We start from the raw sequence: 18,158 nt of genomic DNA on the forward strand, positions 1-18,158 counted from the left end.
GTTTGTCCTTCTTTTCAAGGAACTCGTCTCATAGGATAAAAAAAGACAATCGAAAGTGATGGGTGCGGAGGGGTCACATGAAACGTTCAAATGAATCCGCTTTTCAGCTTGCCTTTTTATATGTAGGAACAGTGGTTGGAGCTGGGTTTGCGACAGGAAAAGAAATCGTAGAATTTTTTGTTCGTTTTGGCTGGATTGGACTATTCGGAATCTTGATTAGCGGCGCTATTTTTACTGGACTTGGTGCAAAAATGATGCTCATTTCTAAACGAATTGAAGCAGAGTCTTATCAAGATATGAACCGGTTTCTATTTGGCACAGCTGCAAGCAGGTATATTAATGTCGTCATGTTTTTTATTTTACTAGGCGTCACTTCAGTGATGATTTCTGGCGCAGGGGCTATTTTTGAAGAGCAGCTTGGCATATCAAAGGAATATGGAATCTTTTTGACGATCATTCTGAGCGTCATTGTGCTTTTGAAAGGTTCAAAAGGATTATTTGGTGTCAATGTTCTCGTCGTCCCAATGCTTATTTTCTTTTCATTGATCGTATTTCTTGATTCATTCGTTTTTAGCAGTAGTGAAAGTTATGTTCTTGCGCTTCAAATGGGTGAGGGAGAGTGGATTTTATCAGCTATCTCATATGGAGCTTTTAATTTAGCACTTTCTCAAGCAGTGTTAGTGCCCGTCGCAAATGAAATGACCTCTGAAGCGGTGATTAAAAAGGGAGCTGTGCTTGGGGGCGTCATGCTGACCCTTATTTTACTGGCATGCTTTTTATCTCTTTCTTCATTAAATATGCTGGAGGCGTTTGATATTCCAATGGCTCAGGTAGTGTATCAAGTAGCAAACTCCATTCACCTCATTTATTTATTTGTGATCTTCGGCGAAGTCTTTACATCCGTCATAGGCAATTTATATGGACTCGAGAGACAAGTGAGGGCGTATATACGAATGAACAGTGTCATGACAATATCCCTTATTCTCTTATGCTGCTATGTGATTAGTAAAATCGGTTACGGTACATTGATATCAACGGTTTATCCTATTTTTGGCTATGTGAGCATCTTTTTTATCCTCTTTCTTTGTCTAAAAAAAGTGCCTGCATCTCTTGATAAGTAAAGAAGGGATAGCCTGCATGAAAAATATGTGGTACACTATCCTCTGTGAAAATTGAACAAAAATCCGTGTAAAACGGGAGAGGTTCTAGCAAAACCCTCTATAAAAAACTAAGGACTTGCCGTATCCTTGGATGTGGCATTTTTTATTTTTTATGGCTGGGACACCTCATACACTTGTAAAGGTGTCTTTTCTTTTGAGAAAATAGGGGTTTTCAAGAGCCTTTCAGATGCAGCTTTGTACGATTGTATAGATCTGCAAAAGGAGGAGAACAGAAAATGAAAAATGAAAAAGCAGTCGTTGTCTTTAGCGGGGGACAAGACAGTACGACATGTTTATTATGGGCACTTCAACAATTCGAAGAGGTAGAAACCGTGACCTTTCATTATAATCAGCGTCATCAAGAAGAAATTGATGTCGCCAAAAGAATTGCTGACAAGTTAGGTGTGAAGAATCATCTATTAGATATGTCTCTTTTGAATCAGCTTGCACCAAATGCTTTAACAAGAGATGACATTGACATTGAGGAAAAAGAAGGAGAGCTGCCTTCCACATTTGTACCAGGACGAAACTTAGTGTTCTTATCCTTCGCTTCTATTCTTGCATATCAAATCGGAGCAAGACATATTATCACCGGTGTATGTGAAACAGACTTTAGCGGCTATCCAGATTGCCGTGACGAGTTTGTAAAGTCTTGTAATGTCACAGTGAATTTGGCGATGGAAAAACCATTTGTGATCCATACACCACTCATGTGGCTCAATAAAGCAGAAACATGGAAGCTTGCGGATGAGCTGAATGCGCTGGATTTTGTAAAAAATGAAACGCTCACTTGCTATAATGGCATCATTTCTGATGGCTGCGGGGAATGTCCTGCGTGTAAGCTTCGGAAAAATGGCTATGACACTTATATGGAAATGAAGGAGGCAAAATAAGTGCTTTCTCAAATCTATCCACAAACGAATCATCCATACTCATTTGAATTGAACAAAGATATGCATGTATCGGCTGCCCATTTCATCCCAAGAGAAGATGCAGGTGCTTGTAGCCGCGTACATGGTCATACGTACACCATCAATATAACCATTGCGGGAGACGAGCTAGATGAATCGGGTTTCCTTGTCAATTTCAGTACATTGAAGAAGCTCATTCATGGTCAGTATGATCACACACTGCTTAATGATCATGAAGAGTTCTCGTCAACCGATCCATACGCGATGCCTACTACAGAGGTTGTGGCAAAGACAGTCCATGACAAAGTGGCAGCGTATTTATCGACTTTAGCGAACAAACCGGTATGTGTTCAGGTCTTTGTGAGGGAGACTCCAACAAGCTACTGCATTTACCGGCCGAAACGAGTTGAAAACAATGGCTAAAGCGATTCCTGTATTAGAAATCTTTGGTCCGACCATTCAAGGAGAAGGGATGGTCATTGGACAAAAAACCATGTTTGTCAGAACAGCTGGCTGTGACTACTCTTGCAGCTGGTGTGATTCCGCCTTTACATGGGATGGCTCAGCGAAGCATGACATTCAGTGGCTTCACGCAGAAGACATTGTCAAAGAATTAAAAAGAATAGGCGGACAGGCTTTTTCTCATGTCACCATTTCAGGGGGGAACCCTGCGCTTTTAAAACAAATGGAATCACTTATTGATTTGCTGCACGAAGAAGGAATTGATACAGCGCTTGAAACACAAGGGACGATGTATCAGGACTGGTTTTTGAAAATCGATGATTTAACCATTTCTCCGAAGCCGCCAAGCTCAAATATGAAAACAGATTTTACGAAACTAACACGAATCATAGATGAGCTGAAAAGCGGAAATAGATTGCAGCATGCAAGCCTGAAGGTCGTGATCTTTGACGATCATGATCTAGCCTATGCAAAGGATGTTCATGCGAAATATCCAGAGCTTCCTTTTTATCTGCAGGTAGGAAATGATGACACGACGACAGGTGATGATGCGTACTTATTGACGCATTTATTAAAGAGATATGAAGCGCTTGTCGATCAAGTAGCGCAAGATCCAGACTTAAATCGCGTAAGAGTGCTGCCGCAGCTGCACACATTATTGTGGGGAAATAAACGAGGCGTATAGAAAGGAAGAGAAGACATGACGACAAGAAAACCAGAAGAATTAGAAGGTGTCACTTTACTAGGAAATCAAGGGACCAATTATTTGTTTGATTATGCACCACAAGTGCTTGAAACGTTTCCGAATAAACATACAAATAGAGATTATTTTGTGAAATTCAACTGCCCAGAATTTACGTCACTTTGTCCGCAAACAGGTCAGCCGGATTTTGCGACAGTTTATATCAGCTATATCCCAAATGAAATCATGGTCGAAAGTAAATCACTAAAATTATATTTGTTCAGCTTCCGTAACCATGGTGACTTTCATGAGGATTGTATGAACATTATTATGAACGATCTCATTGAATTGATGGACCCAAGATACATTGAAGTGTGGGGCAAATTTACACCAAGAGGCGGTATTTCAATTGACCCGTATACGAACTACGGAAAACCTGGTACCAAATATGAAGAAATGGCATCATATCGTATGATGAACCATGATATGTATCCAGAAACGATTGATAATCGCTAATCAATAGGAAAAGACATGCCTGATGACATGTCTTTTTTTACGGGGTTAAAATGAATCAATCAGGCTGAACTTATAAAAAAAGAGAAGAGTCATGTCGCTCTTCTCATACAAATGGGAATAGAACTTGCTAGGACGGCTGGGGGCTACCAGCTCGTAAACATATTATATATGACAGAACGTATGTTTGTAAAGATAAATCGTGTTTTTTGCTTATCCTATTTGCTTTGAGATAAAATAGGGGGCAATGAACGGAAAACGGAGGCGTTTGAGTTGGCAAACAAAGAAGAAAAGACAGAGAAGCTGCTGATGGAGCTAAGAGAAGAGCTTCAAATGCTCGAACATCAAAACAAAGAACGATATAAATGGAGTGCCTCCACATTGCTTGGAGTGATTGCACTTTTGATTGATAAAGGCGTTATCACCCCCGAGGAAGTTGACATGTACAAGACGAAAGCGGAAATGCAAACCTTTCATACGCAAAAAGACTGACACCGCTTCATATAGTGTCAGTCTTTTTCATATGTGATTGTCAAAGAGAGCTAAACTGTCAAACGAGAGCAGCTTTGCTTCGTATTTACGTATGTAACGATAGTCTGAATTGAGGATTGCAAATTAATGTACGGAGTCTTTGATGATTTTATAGTTTTTATGATTAACGACTGTTAGCGAATCCAGTTCTAAATCTCTATAGTTGTCCATAATGGTGACATCCACAATGACAGAGTTTTCATTCACTTTTTCAACTACACCTGTTAAACCATTTCTAAATTCGATCACATTTCCAATTTTTGCAATCTTCAACCGATCCCTCTCCTTTAAAAACAGATTTCATTCCCTATTAAAAAGTATTTTGCAATATTTTCATACCAATGTAAAGGATAAAGACGTTTTTGTTTCGTTTTCGTTGTATGCTTTCCTAACGGATGGTATATTTAATATTTGATGATGGCTGTAAAGGAGCGGTTTTTTTGACTGAAGAACAAATCCTCACAATCCTTGAATCGTTACGAAATGGGACGGAAAAGCAAGTGACCATCCAAAAAGATGATTTTTTAACGTTTCGTTCGGTCTTGGTGAATCAAGATGATTTTAAGCATTTTCGCGGGATTGCGAAACATGGTGGAGATGTTATTTTTGAATATCTTACAGAAGCAAGAAGCTAAAGCTTTTTCTCATGAATGAGAGAAAGCTTTTTTATTTTAGTTCTTTTGTCACACTTCAAACGAGCTTGATACATCTGAAAAGAAAATGTAATAACCCATAATCAGGTGCATAAGGATGATTATAGGCGGAAACAGGACCTTTTTAAGCGCTAACAATGCCAGTTTATATGCAATCAAACTAATAAATTCCATTTAATGACGGAATTTGGACAGGCATGCAAATCTTTGTGCGTGAAAATAGAAGGAGCTCTTGTTAGAGTGGACAAGTATCTTACCGCCTATTTTGATTAAAGGAGGAATGAGGCGAATGATGAAAATTCATACAGCTCTTTTTGTCATCCTTATGCTGGTCGCAGCCATGAAGATGGACAACCTACAAGAGAAGCAAGGCACATTAAGTCACGAACTTTCACAAGCACCTGTTAAGCATGAGCTTTCATATATAGATCAAGATGATCACGATCAAGTCATCCCAGCATTTTCAGAGGAGAAGCGTCAGCCGAAAGTCAAAATGCTTAGTACGTCTACAGAAGAAAAGTCTTCAAAAACGAAGCAAAAGAAAAGAGTAAAATCAGAAACGACGAATGAGGAAAGCGCCAAACGCTATTCTAATGAAGAAATGGAGCTACTCTCACGATTGGTACACGCTGAAGCGAAAGGTGAATCTTACGCAGGTAAAAAAGCTGTGGCAAGCGTCGTCTTAAACAGGGTGGAGCATCGCTCGTTTCCTGACAGTGTCAAAGGTGTTATTTATCAGCGAAATGCTTTCCAGCCAGTATCGAATGGAAGTATTCATGATAAAGCAGATCAAGATTCTGTTAAAGCTGTGAAACAGGTAGTGAAAGAACATGACAGAACAACAAAGGCCATCTATTTTTATAATCCCAAAACGGCAACAGATAACTGGATTCGTTCCCGCAAAATTGTAGAACGTATCGGTCGTCACGTATTTGCCGTATAAAGAAAAGAAGCGATCAATCAGATCGCTCTTTTTTTTGTCTTCAATTATCAAAATATTTTCAGGACTTGTCTCATAGAATGTGAAAAGAATTTGCTTTTAGACAAAGGGGAGGCTACATGAATCGATTTGTAAAAGGGGTCATTCTGCTATCTGTCGCAGCTTTCATTGCGGAGTGTATAGAGTTTTTAGTCAATATGATTTTAGCGAGAGAGCTTGGAGAACATGGAATGGGTCTATATATGAGTATCCTTCCAATCATCATGCTTGTCCTTGTGATCGCCAGCTTAGAGCTGCCAGTCTCCATTTCTAAATTCATTGCAGAATCGCATGAGCGGCTCCACAAAAGTATGCTCCGCCATGCGTTTAAAATGACGTTTGTGGTGACATGTACAACAACGGGGATCGCAGCGATTGTACTGCCGTTCATTCCTGTATTTCAGTCATATCATCCGCTCATGAAAGGGCTGGTGCTGTCTCTTATTCCGATTATTGCGTTTACCTCTATCGCACGCGGCTATTTTATGGGAAAGCAGCAAATGGGCAGGATCGCTCTCGCCAATATGCTGAAGAAAACGATCCAGCTTATCTGCTTGTTTTTGTTTTTTCATTGGTATTCGTTTGATATTGAAACAGCGGTACTCATTGCCATCGGTGTCATTGTCGCGAGTGATCTCGTCGTCTTTATTTATTTATACTCCCAATACGTCATGGCGAAAAATGCTGTCAATGTCAGGTCTGTTGAATTAAGAGGGATTGACGTGAGAAAGCGCCTCTTAGCCGTCTCCATTCCGACAACGGGCATGCGGATTTTTCATGCGATCGCCAATGCGGTTGAACCGTTTTTAATCAAAGGAGCGCTTATTGCAGCAGGCATCTCTGGCACACTTGCTGTTGATCATTACGGCATGCTGGCTGGTGTCGCGATGTCGATTGGTTTTTTCCCAGCGTTTATCGCCCATTCCATCATGATTGTGATGATTCCCAATGTATCTGAAGCCTATGCATTAGGTCAGTATGATCTTGTGAAAAAACGTGTCAGGCAGGCAATACTCATTACGTTTGGGTACGGGGTGCCGGCAGTGATGGTGATGTATTATTTTGCTTATCCGCTCACACATCTCTTTTTTGATTCACCGCAAGCTGCTGTCTATTTACAGCTGCTTTGGCCGTACTTTTTATGCCATCTGTTTGTGATGCCATTTCAAGCGTGTTTAATCGGTATGGGGCTCATTAAAGATGTGTTCCTACATAATATATGGGTGCATGTCGTCTCGTTTTCTATGGTCTATTTTCTTGGTTCAATTGAAAGCTTAAATATGATGGGGGTTATATTAGGGATGAATACGGGGATGCTGCTGCTGACTGCACTGCATTATGCGACAATATGTAAGGAGCTCGGCGTTTCCATGTTTCTTAGAATGAAAAAAGCTTGAATGTCATTGTGATCGAGAGGGCAAGCTATAAGAAAACTGGGAAGGAAGATCCTGATGAATCGTAAATGTCTACCCGCCAGGCTTCTCATGATGATCCTGCTTCTATTACTCATAGGCAACGATGCTGAAGCAAAAGAATCCGTTATGGCGCCAAGGATAGAGGCTTCTACATTAACTGGTGATACGCAGATGATTCCGCCGAAAGGAAAAAAGACCATCCTGCATTTTTGGACAACATGGTGCCCGTCCTGTAAAATGGAGCTGCCCGTATTTGACCAAATCGTGAAAGAAAATCAGAGTGATGTTGATATCTTAACCGTGAATTTACTAGGGGCTGAACAAAGTAAACATGCGGTTGCCCAATTTGTGAAAGACAGAAAGTTTACATTCCCGGTCATTCTAGATGAGCACGGAGAAATGATGAAGAAATACCAAATCATCACCATTCCAACCACCTTTTTGATAAATGAAAAAGGGGAAATAGTGAAAAATCATGTAGGTCCACTGACGAAAAAACAAATCAAAGAGTGGACGGATTTTTAGAACGAAACCTTATTGTTAAGAACCAAGGCTCATTCCTTTGGTTCTTTTTTGTGTTCAATTGCTTTTCATCTGAATAAACTGTGCTCAGAAGAGACGGAATGGTCCACATCAATAATGATAATTATTATCAAAAAGAAATTATAATAATTATTAATTGAAAATTGATCAGAACCTGTTATAATGAATGACAGACCTATAAAAAGCTTGAAATAGCAGAAAATATAGATGAAAAAAGGAAACGGGCAACGATTGATGATGTGAAAACCATTATCAATTAGAGAGGAGAAAACAATCATGAATGAGAATACAGCACTTTATCAAACAACAAATCAAAAGGAATCGAAATGGTCCCTTCATCAATGGGCACAGCACGGAGAATTAATAGCAGCAGGTATCTCGGGGATTCTCATTTTGATTGGATGGATTCTAAAGGATGAGAGCATGTGGAGTATTCCTTTATTTATCCTTGCGTTTATGATTGGAGGTTTTGCAAAGGCGAAGGAAGGAATTGAAGAAACCATTTCGTCTAAAAGCTTGAATGTTGAACTTTTAATGATTTTCGCAGCCATAGGCTCAGCTATCATTGGATATTGGGCAGAGGGCGCTATCTTAATTTTTATTTTCTCACTAAGTGGTGCGCTTGAAACGTATACGTCAAATAAAAGCAAGAAGGATTTAACAGCTTTAATGAGCATCGCACCAGATGAAGCGACTTTAATTGAAGAAGATGGCACGACCATTCAAATCGCTGCTTCATCTTTAACACCAGGTGACCGTATCATGATCAAAGCTGGGGAACGTATTGCAGCAGATGGTGTGATTTTAAGCGGGAGAACAAGTGTAGATGAATCTGCGCTCACGGGCGAGTCTGTACCACAAGAAAAAGGGCAGGGCGAAGACGTGTTTGCAGGAACAGTGAACTTAAATGGTTCCTTAACAGTAGAAGTCACCAAACATAATGAAGAAACGCTTTTCCATAAAATTATTAAACTTGTCGAATCGGCTCAGGAAAGTGTGTCACCAAGCCAGGCATTTATTGAAAAATTCGAAGGTGCGTATGTAAAAGGTGTACTGATCACCGTCGCGATTTTAATGGTTCTGCCTCATTTTGTACTAGGCTGGAGCTTGAGTGAAACCTTCTACCGGGCCATGGTATTTATGGTTGTTGCATCACCTTGTGCGCTTGTTGCATCCATTATGCCAGCTGCTTTGTCACTGATCTCAAACGGCGCAAGAAACGGAATGCTTGTCAAAGGAAGCGTCTTTTTAGAAAAGCTAGGCACAAGCAGCATGATTGCTTTTGATAAAACGGGGACGATTACAAGCGGAAAGCCGGCTGTAGATCAAGTTGTGATAGCTAAAGGACAAGAGGAAGCTGCTTTTTATCAGGCGCTTTATCAAATTGAAAGTCAATCAAACCACCCGTTAGCGAAAGCGATCTCTGATATGGCAAAAGAGCACCACATAGAAAGATCAGCTCATGTCACCATTGAAGAAACCTCTGGTTTTGGTGTAAAGGCACAATTGAATGGAGAAACGTGGCGGATTGGGAAGAAAGACTTTGCCGGCAAGGCTTCAATGGACCGCGAGATCGAAGAGAAGGAAGATTATCTTTCTGAAAAAGGATACACAGTGGTGTATGTTCAAAAGGATCAAGAAGTCGTTGGCTGCCTTGGCCTTAAGGATCAAATTAGACCTGAAGCTAAAAAAATGATTCAAGAGCTGAATGATTTAGGCATCCAAACCGTTATGCTGACAGGAGATCAGCAAAAAACGGCTGAAGCCATTGCGCAGGAAGCCGGCATCCAAACGGTTGTCGCTGAGTGCCTTCCAGATGAAAAGGTACATGAGGTCAATCAACTTAAAAAACAAGGTAATTCCATCATCATGGTAGGAGACGGAATCAATGATGCACCGGCACTCGCCACAGCAGATGTGGGGGTTGCGATGGGCGGAGGCACAGACGTGGCCTTAGAAACAGCAGATCTGATCTTAATGAAGAACAATTTAAATAACTTAACAAAGATGATCCGTCTTTCAAGAAAGATGAATCGAATCATTAAGCAAAATATCATTTTCTCATTAACGGTGATTTGTTTGTTAATTTGTGCGAATTTCTTACAAGTGCTTGATTTGCCTTTTGGCGTCATCGGGCATGAAGGAAGTACGATTTTGGTCATTTTAAATGGACTGCGTCTTCTTCGGGCATCTTAAGCGAATCATCATAGCGCACTTGGCTTCTGCCAGTGCGCTTTTGTGCGAAATATAGCAAAAACTGATACAATAGATCAGTAGAAAAACGTGTGAGGAGGATCACGATGAACCGAATGAAGAGCTTGTCTTCTTGGCTAAAGGAAAAAGACATTCAAGGTGCATTTATACATACAAAGGAAAATGTGTTTTATCTATCTGGATACTTCACAGAGCCGCATGAAAGAGTAATGGGGCTGTTTGTGTTTCAAGAGGCAGATCCATTTTTTGTTTTGCCTAAAATGGAAGTCGAGCAGGCGAAAAATGCTGGATGGTCAGGCGATATCATTGGTTATGAAGACCATGAGAATCCATTTGATTTCATTCAGTCAGCAGTAGAAAAACGCGGTGTAAGAGCAACTCAACTTGCAATTGAAAAAGAGTCGATTCCGCTTCAAAGAGCAGAGCAGCTTCAAGCTGCCACCGGGGCAGAAACTTTTGTCCGGGCAGAAGAAGAGCTCAATCAGCTAAGACTGATTAAAGATGAATCTGAAATAGCTACACTGAAAAAAGCCGCTCAATTGGCAGATGAAGGTGTAAAAATTGGGGTGGACGCCTTAAAAGAAGGAATCACCGAAACAGAAGTGCTCGCTGTCATTGAATATGAGCTAAAGAAAAAAGGCATTCAAGGCATGTCCTTTTCGACGATGGTTCTCTTTGGCGAAAAATCAGGAGAGCCTCACGGAAATCCAGGGCAGACAGCCTTAAAAAAAGGCGATTTTGTGTTATTTGACCTTGGTGTCATTGTTGATGGCTATTGCTCAGACATTACAAGAACATTCATCTATCAGGAAGCTTCTGACAAGCAAAAGGACATCTATCAAACCGTCCTGAACGCAGAAATGGCGGCACTTGAAATGAGTAAGCCGGGCGTGAGAATTGGAGACCTGGACTTAAAAGCACGCGGGCTGATCACAGAAGCTGGATATGGGGCCTATTTCCCTCACCGCCTTGGGCATGGTCTAGGGGTGTCTGTTCATGAGTTTCCTTCTATGAGCCAGGCAAATGATGATCTTCTCCAAGAAGGCATGGTGTATACGATCGAACCGGGGATCTACGTCCCAGGAGTCGGCGGCGTCAGAATTGAAGATGATGTACTGATCACAGCAGATGGTCCAGTCACTTTAACCAATTATCCGAAAGAGCTGACGATCATCAAGTAATAAAAAAATCACGATGAACGTCCATGTCTTGGAAGTGTCATCGTGATTTTTTGTCACTCTTTTCGATCCTTATCAACAAAAAAATCATCAATTGATTCAAACGGTTTGATTTTATGTTCTTTTCCTAAAGGATGTAGTGCAAAACGAGCAGAAAACAAAACAGTCATACATAATATAATCCATATGATGATACCCATCTTGAATTCCCCTTTCCATCCAGTGATTTGTTCAGCTCACATACATCTTAAAGTATGAAACGCTTACCATATCAAGAGAAAGTAGGAGAAAAAATGCCAAACATAAGGGAGATTGCGAAAAGAGCGGGCGTATCTGTGACAACTGTATCACGTGTGTTGAATGATCATCCTTATGTCAAAGAAGAAAAACGAGAACGAGTGCTACATGCGATGAAAGAGCTCAAATATACGAGAAACATTCAGGCTGTACATTTAGCAAAGGGCTATTCAAATATGCTTGGCATTGTTCTTCCAACGATTGATCATTCTTATTTCAGCAGACTTGTCACAGGGATTGCCGAGAAAGCACAGGCGCGCGGTATGCATTTTGCTTTATTTCAAACAGGGTATGATCCTTTAAAAGAAAAAGAAGCATTGATGAGTTTAAAAGAGCGCCGCGTGGATGGGTTAATTTTTTGCTCAAATGCGTTAAGTGATCGAGACATTTTAAGGTGGCAGGAATCCGGGCCTATTATTTTTTGCCATCCGGCGCCTTTTGAAGACTGCTCAAGGGTGTCGATTGCACATGATCAAGCATTTAAAGAAGGGCTGCATCATTTAGCAGCATGCGGACATCAGCGAATCGCGATTGTTCTAGCCAGAATAGAAGGCGCAAACAGCCAGTCACGACTTCAAGCTTATCAAGATATGATGAAATCGCTCGGGCAGGAGATTGATGAAGAATGGATCATCGAAGGGAAGCTCACACTTTTTGATGGAAAACAATTATTCACAGAGTGGCAGGAGATGAAGAATCGCCCCACAGCATTATTCATCACAAATGACGACGTATCAGCAGGCTTTTTATTAGAGGCGCAGCGTCATGATATAAAAGCAGGAGAATCTCCAGCCATACTCGGCTTTCAAAATGATCAATTGAGTGAGGCTTTGGGGATTTCCAGCATTGATATTCCGCTTAAACGTATGGGTCAGGAAGCGTTTGACTTGTTCGACCGGGCCGTAAAGGGAGAGGCACCAGAAAAAAGAATGCTGCCATTTCGCCTGATCGAGCGATCAACCACCGTTTTCAAAAACAATCGTTGACGCACGTTTCATCTGTTTTGTACGATAAGAGGGATTGAATAAGAAGGAGGTGGGGATGTTCATGGAATCCTTCACCGTTGATAAAGCGTTAAATAATAATGTCATCATCGCAAGACACCCTTCTTGGGGCGAAGTGGTTCTAATTGGGAAAGGAATCGGCTTCGGGAAAAAATCGGGTGATGTTCTCGATCAAGACACATTTGAAAAAATGTTTGTACTTAAAAATACAAAAGAACAAACAGAATATAAACAGCTGCTTCACCACATTGATGAGAACATGATCGAGCTTGCCAATGACGTCATTTATCATATACGAGAAAAAATGGGGCACCGTTTGAATGAGCATATTCATATTGCCCTGACTGACCATATTGCCTTTAGTTTTAAGCGGGTGCAGCAAGGATATGATATCACCAATCCCTTTATGCTTGAGACTAAATCGCTGTATCCGAAAGAATACGAGGTCGCAAAGGAAGTCGTTGAGCTGATTAACGAGCGTTCAGATGTCGAAACAAAGCTGCCAGAAGGAGAGATTGGTTTTATTGCGCTCCATATTCACTCAGCTTTGACGAATCGGCCCTTATCTGAGGTGAACCGTCATTCGCAGCTTATTACGCAGATGGTCCAAGTCATAGAAGATTCATTTCATATGAAAGTAGACCGTGAAAGTATTCATTATTTACGCTTATTGCGCCATATTACATTTTCGATTGAGCGCATTAAACGGGAAGAATCATTAGAGGAGCCAGAAAAATTGCTTCATCTATTGAAAAATGAATATCCTTTATGCTACAATACTGCTTGGAAAATGATCAAAATATTACAACATGCTTTGAAAAAGCCTGTACAGGATGCGGAGGCTGTCTACCTGACACTTCATCTGTACAGATTGACAAATAAAATTTCATAGTTTCCTTGAAACGTGTAACTGATTCGATCAGGCATGAGTGACTTAAGGTAAATACAGGATAAGATCCTGTTATTTGCGCAACCTTATATCACCATGCCTTTTTTTGTGTTTGAAGGTGAAATGTAAACGGTTAATTATGAAATGTACGTCAGGGAGCGTCCCGCATGTATGTTGTAAGCGAAAACAAAAGGAGGTTCAACCAGTGTTTAAATCACTTTTTGGTGTGTTGCAAAAAATTGGACGAGCACTTATGCTTCCAGTTGCGATCCTTCCTGCTGCTGGTATTTTACTAGCACTTGGGAATGCGATGCAAAATCCGCAGCTGATTGATGTGGCTCAATTTTTAAGCAATGATACAATTCAGCTTGTTGCAAGTGTCATGGAAAATGCGGGGAACATTGTCTTCTCGAATCTTCCGCTCTTATTTGCTGTAGGGGTTGCCATCGGTCTTGCTAATGGAGACGGTGTGGCAGGGATTGCCGCAATTATCGGTTATCTTGTCATGAACGTGACAATGAGCGCCGTATTAATGGCCAATGGATCGATTCCATCCGATTCCATCAAATTGGCTAAGTTCTTTAAGGAAAGCCATCCAGCGTATATTAATATGCTCGGCATTCCGACCTTGTCTACCGGCGTCTTCGGCGGGATTATTGTCGGGGTATTAGCAGCTTATATGTATAATAAATTTTACAAAATTGAGCTCCCGCAATATCTTGGTTTCTTTGCTGGTAAACGTTTTGTTCCAATCGTTACATCTATTTCAGCACTTATTTTAGGGCTTTTGATGCTAGTCATTTGGCCGCCAATTCAAGGTGCACTGAACTCGTTTTCAACAGGACTGCTCGCAGCGAATGAGCCGCTTGCTGCCTTTGTATTCGGTGTGATTGAACGCTCATTAATTCCGTTTGGTCTGCACCACATTTTCTACTCGCCATTCTGGTATGAGTTCTTTAGTTATAAGAGCTTATCAGGTGAGCTTGTCCGTGGTGATCAGCGTATCTTCATGGCACAGATCAAAGATGGTGTTCAGCTGACAGCTGGTACATTCATGACAGGGAAATATCCGTTCATGATGTTTGGTCTGCCAGCAGCAGCACTTGCGATTTACCATGAAGCAAAACCAAAGAATAAAAAGCTTGTCGCTGGAATTATGGGATCAGCAGCCCTGACTTCTTTCCTAACAGGGATTACTGAACCGCTTGAATTCTCATTCTTGTTTGTTGCACCAGTGTTATTTGCAATCCACTGTGTATTTGCTGGATTATCCTTTATGATTATGGATATTCTAAACGTGAAAATCGGTATGACCTTCTCAGGGGGATTAATCGACTTCTTCTTATTCGGTATCTTGCCAAACAGAACCGCTTGGTGGCTTGTGATTCCAGTTGGTCTCGTACTTGCTGCTATTTATTACTTCGGATTTAGATTCGCCATTCGCAAATTTAATCTGAAAACGCCAGGCCGCGAGGATGAAGCAGCTGACGGTGCAGATAGTGCTAAGTCTGAAAAGGGTAATGACTTACCTTATGAAATTCTTGAAGCAATGGGTGACCAAGAAAACATTAAACACCTTGATGCTTGTATTACGCGTTTACGTGTCACTGTCAATGATCAGAAGAAAGTGGACAAGGACCGCTTGAAAAAGCTTGGTGCTTCAGGAGTTCTCGAAGTAGGAAACAACATCCAGGCCATCTTTGGACCACGCTCTGATAATTTAAAAACACAAATGCAGGACATCATTGCAGGCCGCACGCCTCGTCCAGCGAAAGACCCTTCTGCAAAAGAAGAAGTCAGCCAGCAGGTCGAAGAAGTCATTGCAAAACCGCTTCAAAACGAGCTAGGTGAAGAAATTTTTGCTTCACCAATTACAGGGGAGCTTCATCCGATTACAGATGTACCAGATCAAGTATTTTCAGGGAAAATGATGGGTGACGGTTTCGCCATCTTGCCAACAGATGGAACGGTGGTTTCACCGGTGAAAGGGAAGATCTTAAATGTATTCCCAACGAAACACGCAATTGGCCTGCAATCTGACGGTGGACTTGAAATTTTAATCCACTTCGGTATTGATACGGTCAGCCTTAAAGGAGAAGGATTTGAAGCATTTGTACAAGAGGGAGATCAAGTAGAAATCGGTCAAAAACTCTTAGAGGTTGATATTGATAAAATTAAGTCTGAAGTACCATCTTTGATGACACCAATTGTATTTACCAACTTAGGTGAAGGACAATTTATTGACCTTCAAGAATCCGGTGAAATCAAAGCTGGTCAAGAAAACATCATGAAAATTTCAAAATAATTTTCATAACTGCCGTTCTTGTTAGATGACAAGCTCGGCAGTATGATATAATATTGTGGATGTATTAATTGTATAAAAAGGAGATTGATAAAAATGGCTCAACAAACATTCAAAGTAACTGCAGATTCTGGAATTCACGCACGTCCTGCAACAGTTCTTGTACAAACTGCTAGTAAATATGATGCTGATATCAACTTAGAATATAATGGTAAAACAGTGAACCTGAAATCTATTATGGGTGTAATGTCTCTAGGAATTGCGAAAGGTGCTACAATCACAATCTCTGCTTCTGGTTCTGATGAAAATGATGCACTTGCTGCGCTTAAAGACACAATGAAAAGTGAAGGCCTAGGCGAGTAATGCAACAACTGAAAGGAATCGGTGCTTCAGCAGGCGTTGCGATTGCAAAAGCATATCGTCTGGAAGAACCAGATTTAACAGTTCACCAAAAAGACATCAATGATCCAGAGACAGAAGTGAAGCGTTTTGAAGAAGCAATTCATGTTTCTAAACAAGAACTTGAAGCAATTAAAGAACATGCGCTAAAAGAGCTTGGCCAAGACAAAGCAGATATCTTTTCTGCACACCTTCTTGTGTTAAGTGATCCAGAGCTGCTAAACCCAGTAAAGGATAAAATCAACTCTGATAAAGTAAATGCTGAATTTGCTTTAAAAGAAACAGCGACAATGTTTGTCACCATGTTCGAAGCAATGGACAATGAATACATGAAGGAACGTGCAGCGGATATTCGCGACGTAACAAAACGTGTAACTGGACATTTGCTAGGCGTTGACATTCCAAATCCAAGCATGATTTCTGAAGAAGTCATCATCATCGCTGAAGATTTAACACCTTCTGATACTGCTCAGCTGAACAGACAATTCGTCAAAGGTTTTGCGACAGATATCGGCGGTCGTACTTCTCACTCAGCGATCATGGCAAGATCTATGGAGATTCCAGCAGTTGTTGGAACAAAAGAAGCAACAAAAACGGTGAAAAACAATGATCTGATCATTGTCGATGGTATTAGCGGAGACGTCATCATTCAGCCTTCTGAAGATGAAGTGAAAGCGTATCAAAAAAAGCATGAAGACTACTTAGCTAAAAAAGCGGAATGGGCGAAACTGGTGGACCAGCCAACGGTCACAAAAGACGGCGTTCACGTAGAGCTAGCTGCAAATATCGGAACACCTGAAGATGTAAAAGGTGTACTTGAAAATGGCGGCGAAGCAGTCGGATTGTACCGTACAGAATTTTTATACATGGGCAGAGATCAGCTTCCAACAGAAGAAGAACAGTTCAATGCTTATAAAACAGTGTTAGAGAAGATGGAAGGTAAAGCGGTTGTTGTCCGCACACTTGATATTGGTGGCGATAAAGAACTCCCTTACTTGCAGCTTCCAAAAGAAATGAACCCGTTCCTTGGCTTTAGAGCGATCCGCCTTTGCCTCGAAGAACAGGAGATTTTCAGAACACAGCTACGCGCCTTACTTCGTGCAAGTACATATGGAAACTTGAAAATCATGTTCCCTATGATCGCGACATTATCAGAATTTAGAGAAGCAAAAGCCATTTTACTTGAAGAAAAAGAAGCATTGGTTGCCGCTGGTACAGACGTATCCGATTCCATTGAAATCGGTATAATGGTAGAAATTCCATCAACCGCTGTCATCGCAGACCAATTCGCAAAAGAAGTTGATTTCTTCAGTATTGGAACAAATGATTTGATTCAATACACAATGGCTGCTGATCGAATGAACGAACGAGTGTCTTATCTTTACCAGCCTTACAATCCAGCGATTTTACGTTTGATTACGCTTGTTATTGAAGCAGCGCATAAAGAAGGTAAATGGGTTGGCATGTGCGGTGAGATGGCAGGAGATGAAATCGCAATCCCACTTCTACTTGGATTAGGATTAGATGAATTCTCAATGAGTGCAACATCTATTCTTCCAGCAAGAACACAGCTAAGCAAGCTTTCTAAGGAAGAAGCTGCATCATTTAAAGAGCATATTTTATCACTTAGCACAACAGAAGAAGTGGTTGATTTCGTGAAGAAAACGTTTCAACATCACTAAGTGAATTCAAACCAGACAGTAACCCTGTCTGGTTTTTTTGTCGAATTTTATCATATTGGGTCATATCCGGCAGAGAGAAGGGCATCCTATAAGAAAAATGGAGGTGACCAGATTGCCTTTCTCAGACTATAAACCGGGTGATCAAGTATATGTGATTTATCGAAATCCACATGCAGCAAACGTAGCACAAATCAAAGAAGCAGAAATTGTATCACATCCATATAACGAAGAGGAGCTTGCCCTATTTTTACTTGAAACGTATCATCCTTTAGCTCCAGATGATGCGGTCTTTCCAACATATGAAGAAGCAGAAGCTCTTTATCAAGATTTGTTTGAATAAGGGA

The 18,158-nt window shown here is 40.9% G+C and carries 20 protein-coding genes and 1 riboswitch; of the genes, 18 read left to right on the forward strand and 2 right to left on the reverse strand.

Features of this window, described 5'->3' with window-relative positions; translation table 11 throughout:
* The first annotated feature begins 77 nt into the window (after positions 1-77).
* The 6 genes from C6344_RS02170 to C6344_RS02200 all read left to right on the forward strand — a co-directional run bounded on the left by C6344_RS02170 (position 78) and on the right by C6344_RS02200 (position 4,220).
* Complete coding sequence (locus tag C6344_RS02170) at positions 78-1,121, forward strand: YkvI family membrane protein (protein WP_066030976.1); 1,044 nt, start codon at positions 78-80, stop codon at positions 1,119-1,121.
* 72 nt (positions 1,122-1,193) lie between these two features.
* Positions 1,194-1,238: riboswitch (PreQ1 riboswitch) on the forward strand.
* 158 nt (positions 1,239-1,396) lie between these two features.
* Complete coding sequence (gene queC / locus C6344_RS02175) at positions 1,397-2,053, forward strand: 7-cyano-7-deazaguanine synthase QueC (protein ID WP_024424683.1); 657 nt, start codon at positions 1,397-1,399, stop codon at positions 2,051-2,053.
* Positions 2,054-2,494, forward strand: coding sequence for a 6-carboxytetrahydropterin synthase QueD (gene queD / locus C6344_RS02180; RefSeq protein WP_060596123.1), 441 nt, complete (start codon positions 2,054-2,056; stop codon positions 2,492-2,494). It begins immediately after the preceding gene.
* Positions 2,487-3,218, forward strand: coding sequence for a 7-carboxy-7-deazaguanine synthase QueE (gene queE, locus C6344_RS02185; protein ID WP_034662862.1), 732 nt, complete (start codon positions 2,487-2,489; stop codon positions 3,216-3,218). The genes queD and queE overlap by 8 nt, the downstream gene beginning before the upstream one ends.
* Before the next feature lie 15 nt (positions 3,219-3,233).
* Positions 3,234-3,731: a preQ(1) synthase gene (gene queF, locus C6344_RS02190; RefSeq protein WP_003211403.1), complete on the forward strand. Its 498-nt coding sequence runs from the start codon at positions 3,234-3,236 to the stop codon at positions 3,729-3,731.
* 270 nt (positions 3,732-4,001) lie between these two features.
* Positions 4,002-4,220, forward strand: coding sequence for a hypothetical protein (locus C6344_RS02200; RefSeq protein WP_034662856.1), 219 nt, complete (start codon positions 4,002-4,004; stop codon positions 4,218-4,220).
* 123 nt (positions 4,221-4,343) lie between these two features.
* Here the strand turns inward: C6344_RS02200 and C6344_RS02205 are convergent, their stop codons facing one another.
* Positions 4,344-4,532 (reverse strand): YkvS family protein, encoded by a 189-nt coding sequence (locus tag C6344_RS02205; RefSeq protein WP_003211747.1) that lies wholly within the window; start codon positions 4,530-4,532, stop codon positions 4,344-4,346.
* Between the two features lie 167 nt (positions 4,533-4,699).
* Between C6344_RS02205 and C6344_RS02210 the strand changes: the two genes are divergently transcribed.
* The 6 genes from C6344_RS02210 to C6344_RS02235 all read left to right on the forward strand — a co-directional run bounded on the left by C6344_RS02210 (position 4,700) and on the right by C6344_RS02235 (position 11,244).
* Positions 4,700-4,894, forward strand: a complete 195-nt coding sequence (locus C6344_RS02210; protein WP_024424688.1) for a hypothetical protein — start codon at positions 4,700-4,702, stop codon at positions 4,892-4,894.
* 307 nt (positions 4,895-5,201) lie between these two features.
* Entirely contained in the window at positions 5,202-5,855 is a 654-nt protein-coding gene (locus tag C6344_RS02215) for a cell wall hydrolase (protein ID WP_106072685.1), read from the forward strand.
* A gap of 116 nt (positions 5,856-5,971) precedes the next feature.
* A complete protein-coding gene (locus tag C6344_RS02220; RefSeq protein WP_106072686.1) occupies positions 5,972-7,288 on the forward strand; it encodes a polysaccharide biosynthesis protein in 1,317 nt (438 codons plus the stop codon).
* A 54-nt stretch (positions 7,289-7,342) separates the two neighbouring features.
* Positions 7,343-7,831 (forward strand): endospore biogenesis thiol-disulfide oxidoreductase StoA, encoded by a 489-nt coding sequence (gene stoA / locus C6344_RS02225; protein ID WP_106072687.1) that lies wholly within the window; start codon positions 7,343-7,345, stop codon positions 7,829-7,831.
* Between the two features lie 294 nt (positions 7,832-8,125).
* Complete coding sequence (locus C6344_RS02230; protein WP_106071537.1) at positions 8,126-10,045, forward strand: heavy metal translocating P-type ATPase; 1,920 nt, start codon at positions 8,126-8,128, stop codon at positions 10,043-10,045.
* Between the two features lie 104 nt (positions 10,046-10,149).
* Positions 10,150-11,244 carry a M24 family metallopeptidase gene (locus C6344_RS02235; RefSeq protein WP_060596127.1) on the forward strand — a complete coding sequence of 365 codons (1,095 nt, stop codon included), beginning with the start codon at positions 10,150-10,152 and terminating at the stop codon, positions 11,242-11,244.
* A 53-nt stretch (positions 11,245-11,297) separates the two neighbouring features.
* Here C6344_RS02235 and C6344_RS18790 read toward each other — a convergent pair whose 3' ends face one another.
* On the reverse strand, positions 11,298-11,441 hold the full coding sequence (locus C6344_RS18790; protein ID WP_162839370.1) for a hypothetical protein: 144 nt from the start codon (positions 11,439-11,441) through the stop codon (positions 11,298-11,300).
* A gap of 93 nt (positions 11,442-11,534) precedes the next feature.
* Between C6344_RS18790 and C6344_RS02240 the strand changes: the two genes are divergently transcribed.
* The 6 genes from C6344_RS02240 (at position 11,535) to C6344_RS02265 (ending at position 18,154) form a co-directional block, all read left to right on the forward strand.
* Entirely contained in the window at positions 11,535-12,524 is a 990-nt protein-coding gene (locus tag C6344_RS02240; protein WP_106072688.1) for a LacI family DNA-binding transcriptional regulator, read from the forward strand.
* Positions 12,525-12,579: 55 nt separating this feature from the next.
* A complete protein-coding gene (glcT, locus tag C6344_RS02245; RefSeq protein ID WP_034662832.1) occupies positions 12,580-13,434 on the forward strand; it encodes a glucose PTS transporter transcription antiterminator GlcT in 855 nt (284 codons plus the stop codon).
* Between the two features lie 202 nt (positions 13,435-13,636).
* Positions 13,637-15,736 (forward strand): glucose-specific PTS transporter subunit IIBC, encoded by a 2,100-nt coding sequence (gene ptsG / locus C6344_RS02250; protein WP_060596129.1) that lies wholly within the window; start codon positions 13,637-13,639, stop codon positions 15,734-15,736.
* A 93-nt stretch (positions 15,737-15,829) separates the two neighbouring features.
* On the forward strand, positions 15,830-16,096 hold the full coding sequence (locus C6344_RS02255) for a phosphocarrier protein HPr (RefSeq protein WP_003211078.1): 267 nt from the start codon (positions 15,830-15,832) through the stop codon (positions 16,094-16,096).
* Entirely contained in the window at positions 16,096-17,814 is a 1,719-nt protein-coding gene (ptsP, locus tag C6344_RS02260) for a phosphoenolpyruvate--protein phosphotransferase (RefSeq protein WP_034662824.1), read from the forward strand. Before C6344_RS02255 ends, ptsP begins: the two co-directional genes overlap by 1 nt.
* Before the next feature lie 97 nt (positions 17,815-17,911).
* Positions 17,912-18,154 carry a transcriptional regulator SplA domain-containing protein gene (locus C6344_RS02265; RefSeq protein WP_044331928.1) on the forward strand — a complete coding sequence of 81 codons (243 nt, stop codon included), beginning with the start codon at positions 17,912-17,914 and terminating at the stop codon, positions 18,152-18,154.
* The last annotated feature ends 4 nt before the right edge of the window (positions 18,155-18,158 follow it).

Origin of the sequence: Bacillus sp. GBSW19 (assembly GCF_002998655.1) — a bacterium.
GTDB lineage: Bacteria > Bacillota > Bacilli > Bacillales > Bacillaceae > Bacillus.

Bases quoted from the DNA above. Each gene is read 5' to 3' on its own strand.
- C6344_RS02170 (WP_066030976.1), top strand. From the start codon at position 78: ATGAAACGTTCAAATGAATCCGCTTTTCAGCTTGCCTTTTTATATGTA.
- queC (WP_024424683.1), top strand. From the start codon at position 1,397: ATGAAAAATGAAAAAGCAGTCGTTGTCTTTAGCGGGGGACAAGACAGT.
- queE (WP_034662862.1), top strand. From the start codon at position 2,487: ATGGCTAAAGCGATTCCTGTATTAGAAATCTTTGGTCCGACCATTCAA.
- queF (WP_003211403.1), top strand. From the start codon at position 3,234: ATGACGACAAGAAAACCAGAAGAATTAGAAGGTGTCACTTTACTAGGA.
- C6344_RS02215 (WP_106072685.1), top strand. From the start codon at position 5,202: ATGATGAAAATTCATACAGCTCTTTTTGTCATCCTTATGCTGGTCGCA.
- C6344_RS02220 (WP_106072686.1), top strand. From the start codon at position 5,972: ATGAATCGATTTGTAAAAGGGGTCATTCTGCTATCTGTCGCAGCTTTC.
- stoA (WP_106072687.1), top strand. From the start codon at position 7,343: ATGAATCGTAAATGTCTACCCGCCAGGCTTCTCATGATGATCCTGCTT.
- C6344_RS02230 (WP_106071537.1), top strand. From the start codon at position 8,126: ATGAATGAGAATACAGCACTTTATCAAACAACAAATCAAAAGGAATCG.
- C6344_RS02235 (WP_060596127.1), top strand. From the start codon at position 10,150: ATGAACCGAATGAAGAGCTTGTCTTCTTGGCTAAAGGAAAAAGACATT.
- C6344_RS18790 (WP_162839370.1), bottom strand. From the start codon at position 11,441: ATGGGTATCATCATATGGATTATATTATGTATGACTGTTTTGTTTTCT.
- C6344_RS02240 (WP_106072688.1), top strand. From the start codon at position 11,535: ATGCCAAACATAAGGGAGATTGCGAAAAGAGCGGGCGTATCTGTGACA.
- glcT (WP_034662832.1), top strand. From the start codon at position 12,580: ATGTTCATGGAATCCTTCACCGTTGATAAAGCGTTAAATAATAATGTC.
- C6344_RS02255 (WP_003211078.1), top strand. From the start codon at position 15,830: ATGGCTCAACAAACATTCAAAGTAACTGCAGATTCTGGAATTCACGCA.
- ptsP (WP_034662824.1), top strand. From the start codon at position 16,096: ATGCAACAACTGAAAGGAATCGGTGCTTCAGCAGGCGTTGCGATTGCA.
- C6344_RS02265 (WP_044331928.1), top strand. From the start codon at position 17,912: ATGGAGGTGACCAGATTGCCTTTCTCAGACTATAAACCGGGTGATCAA.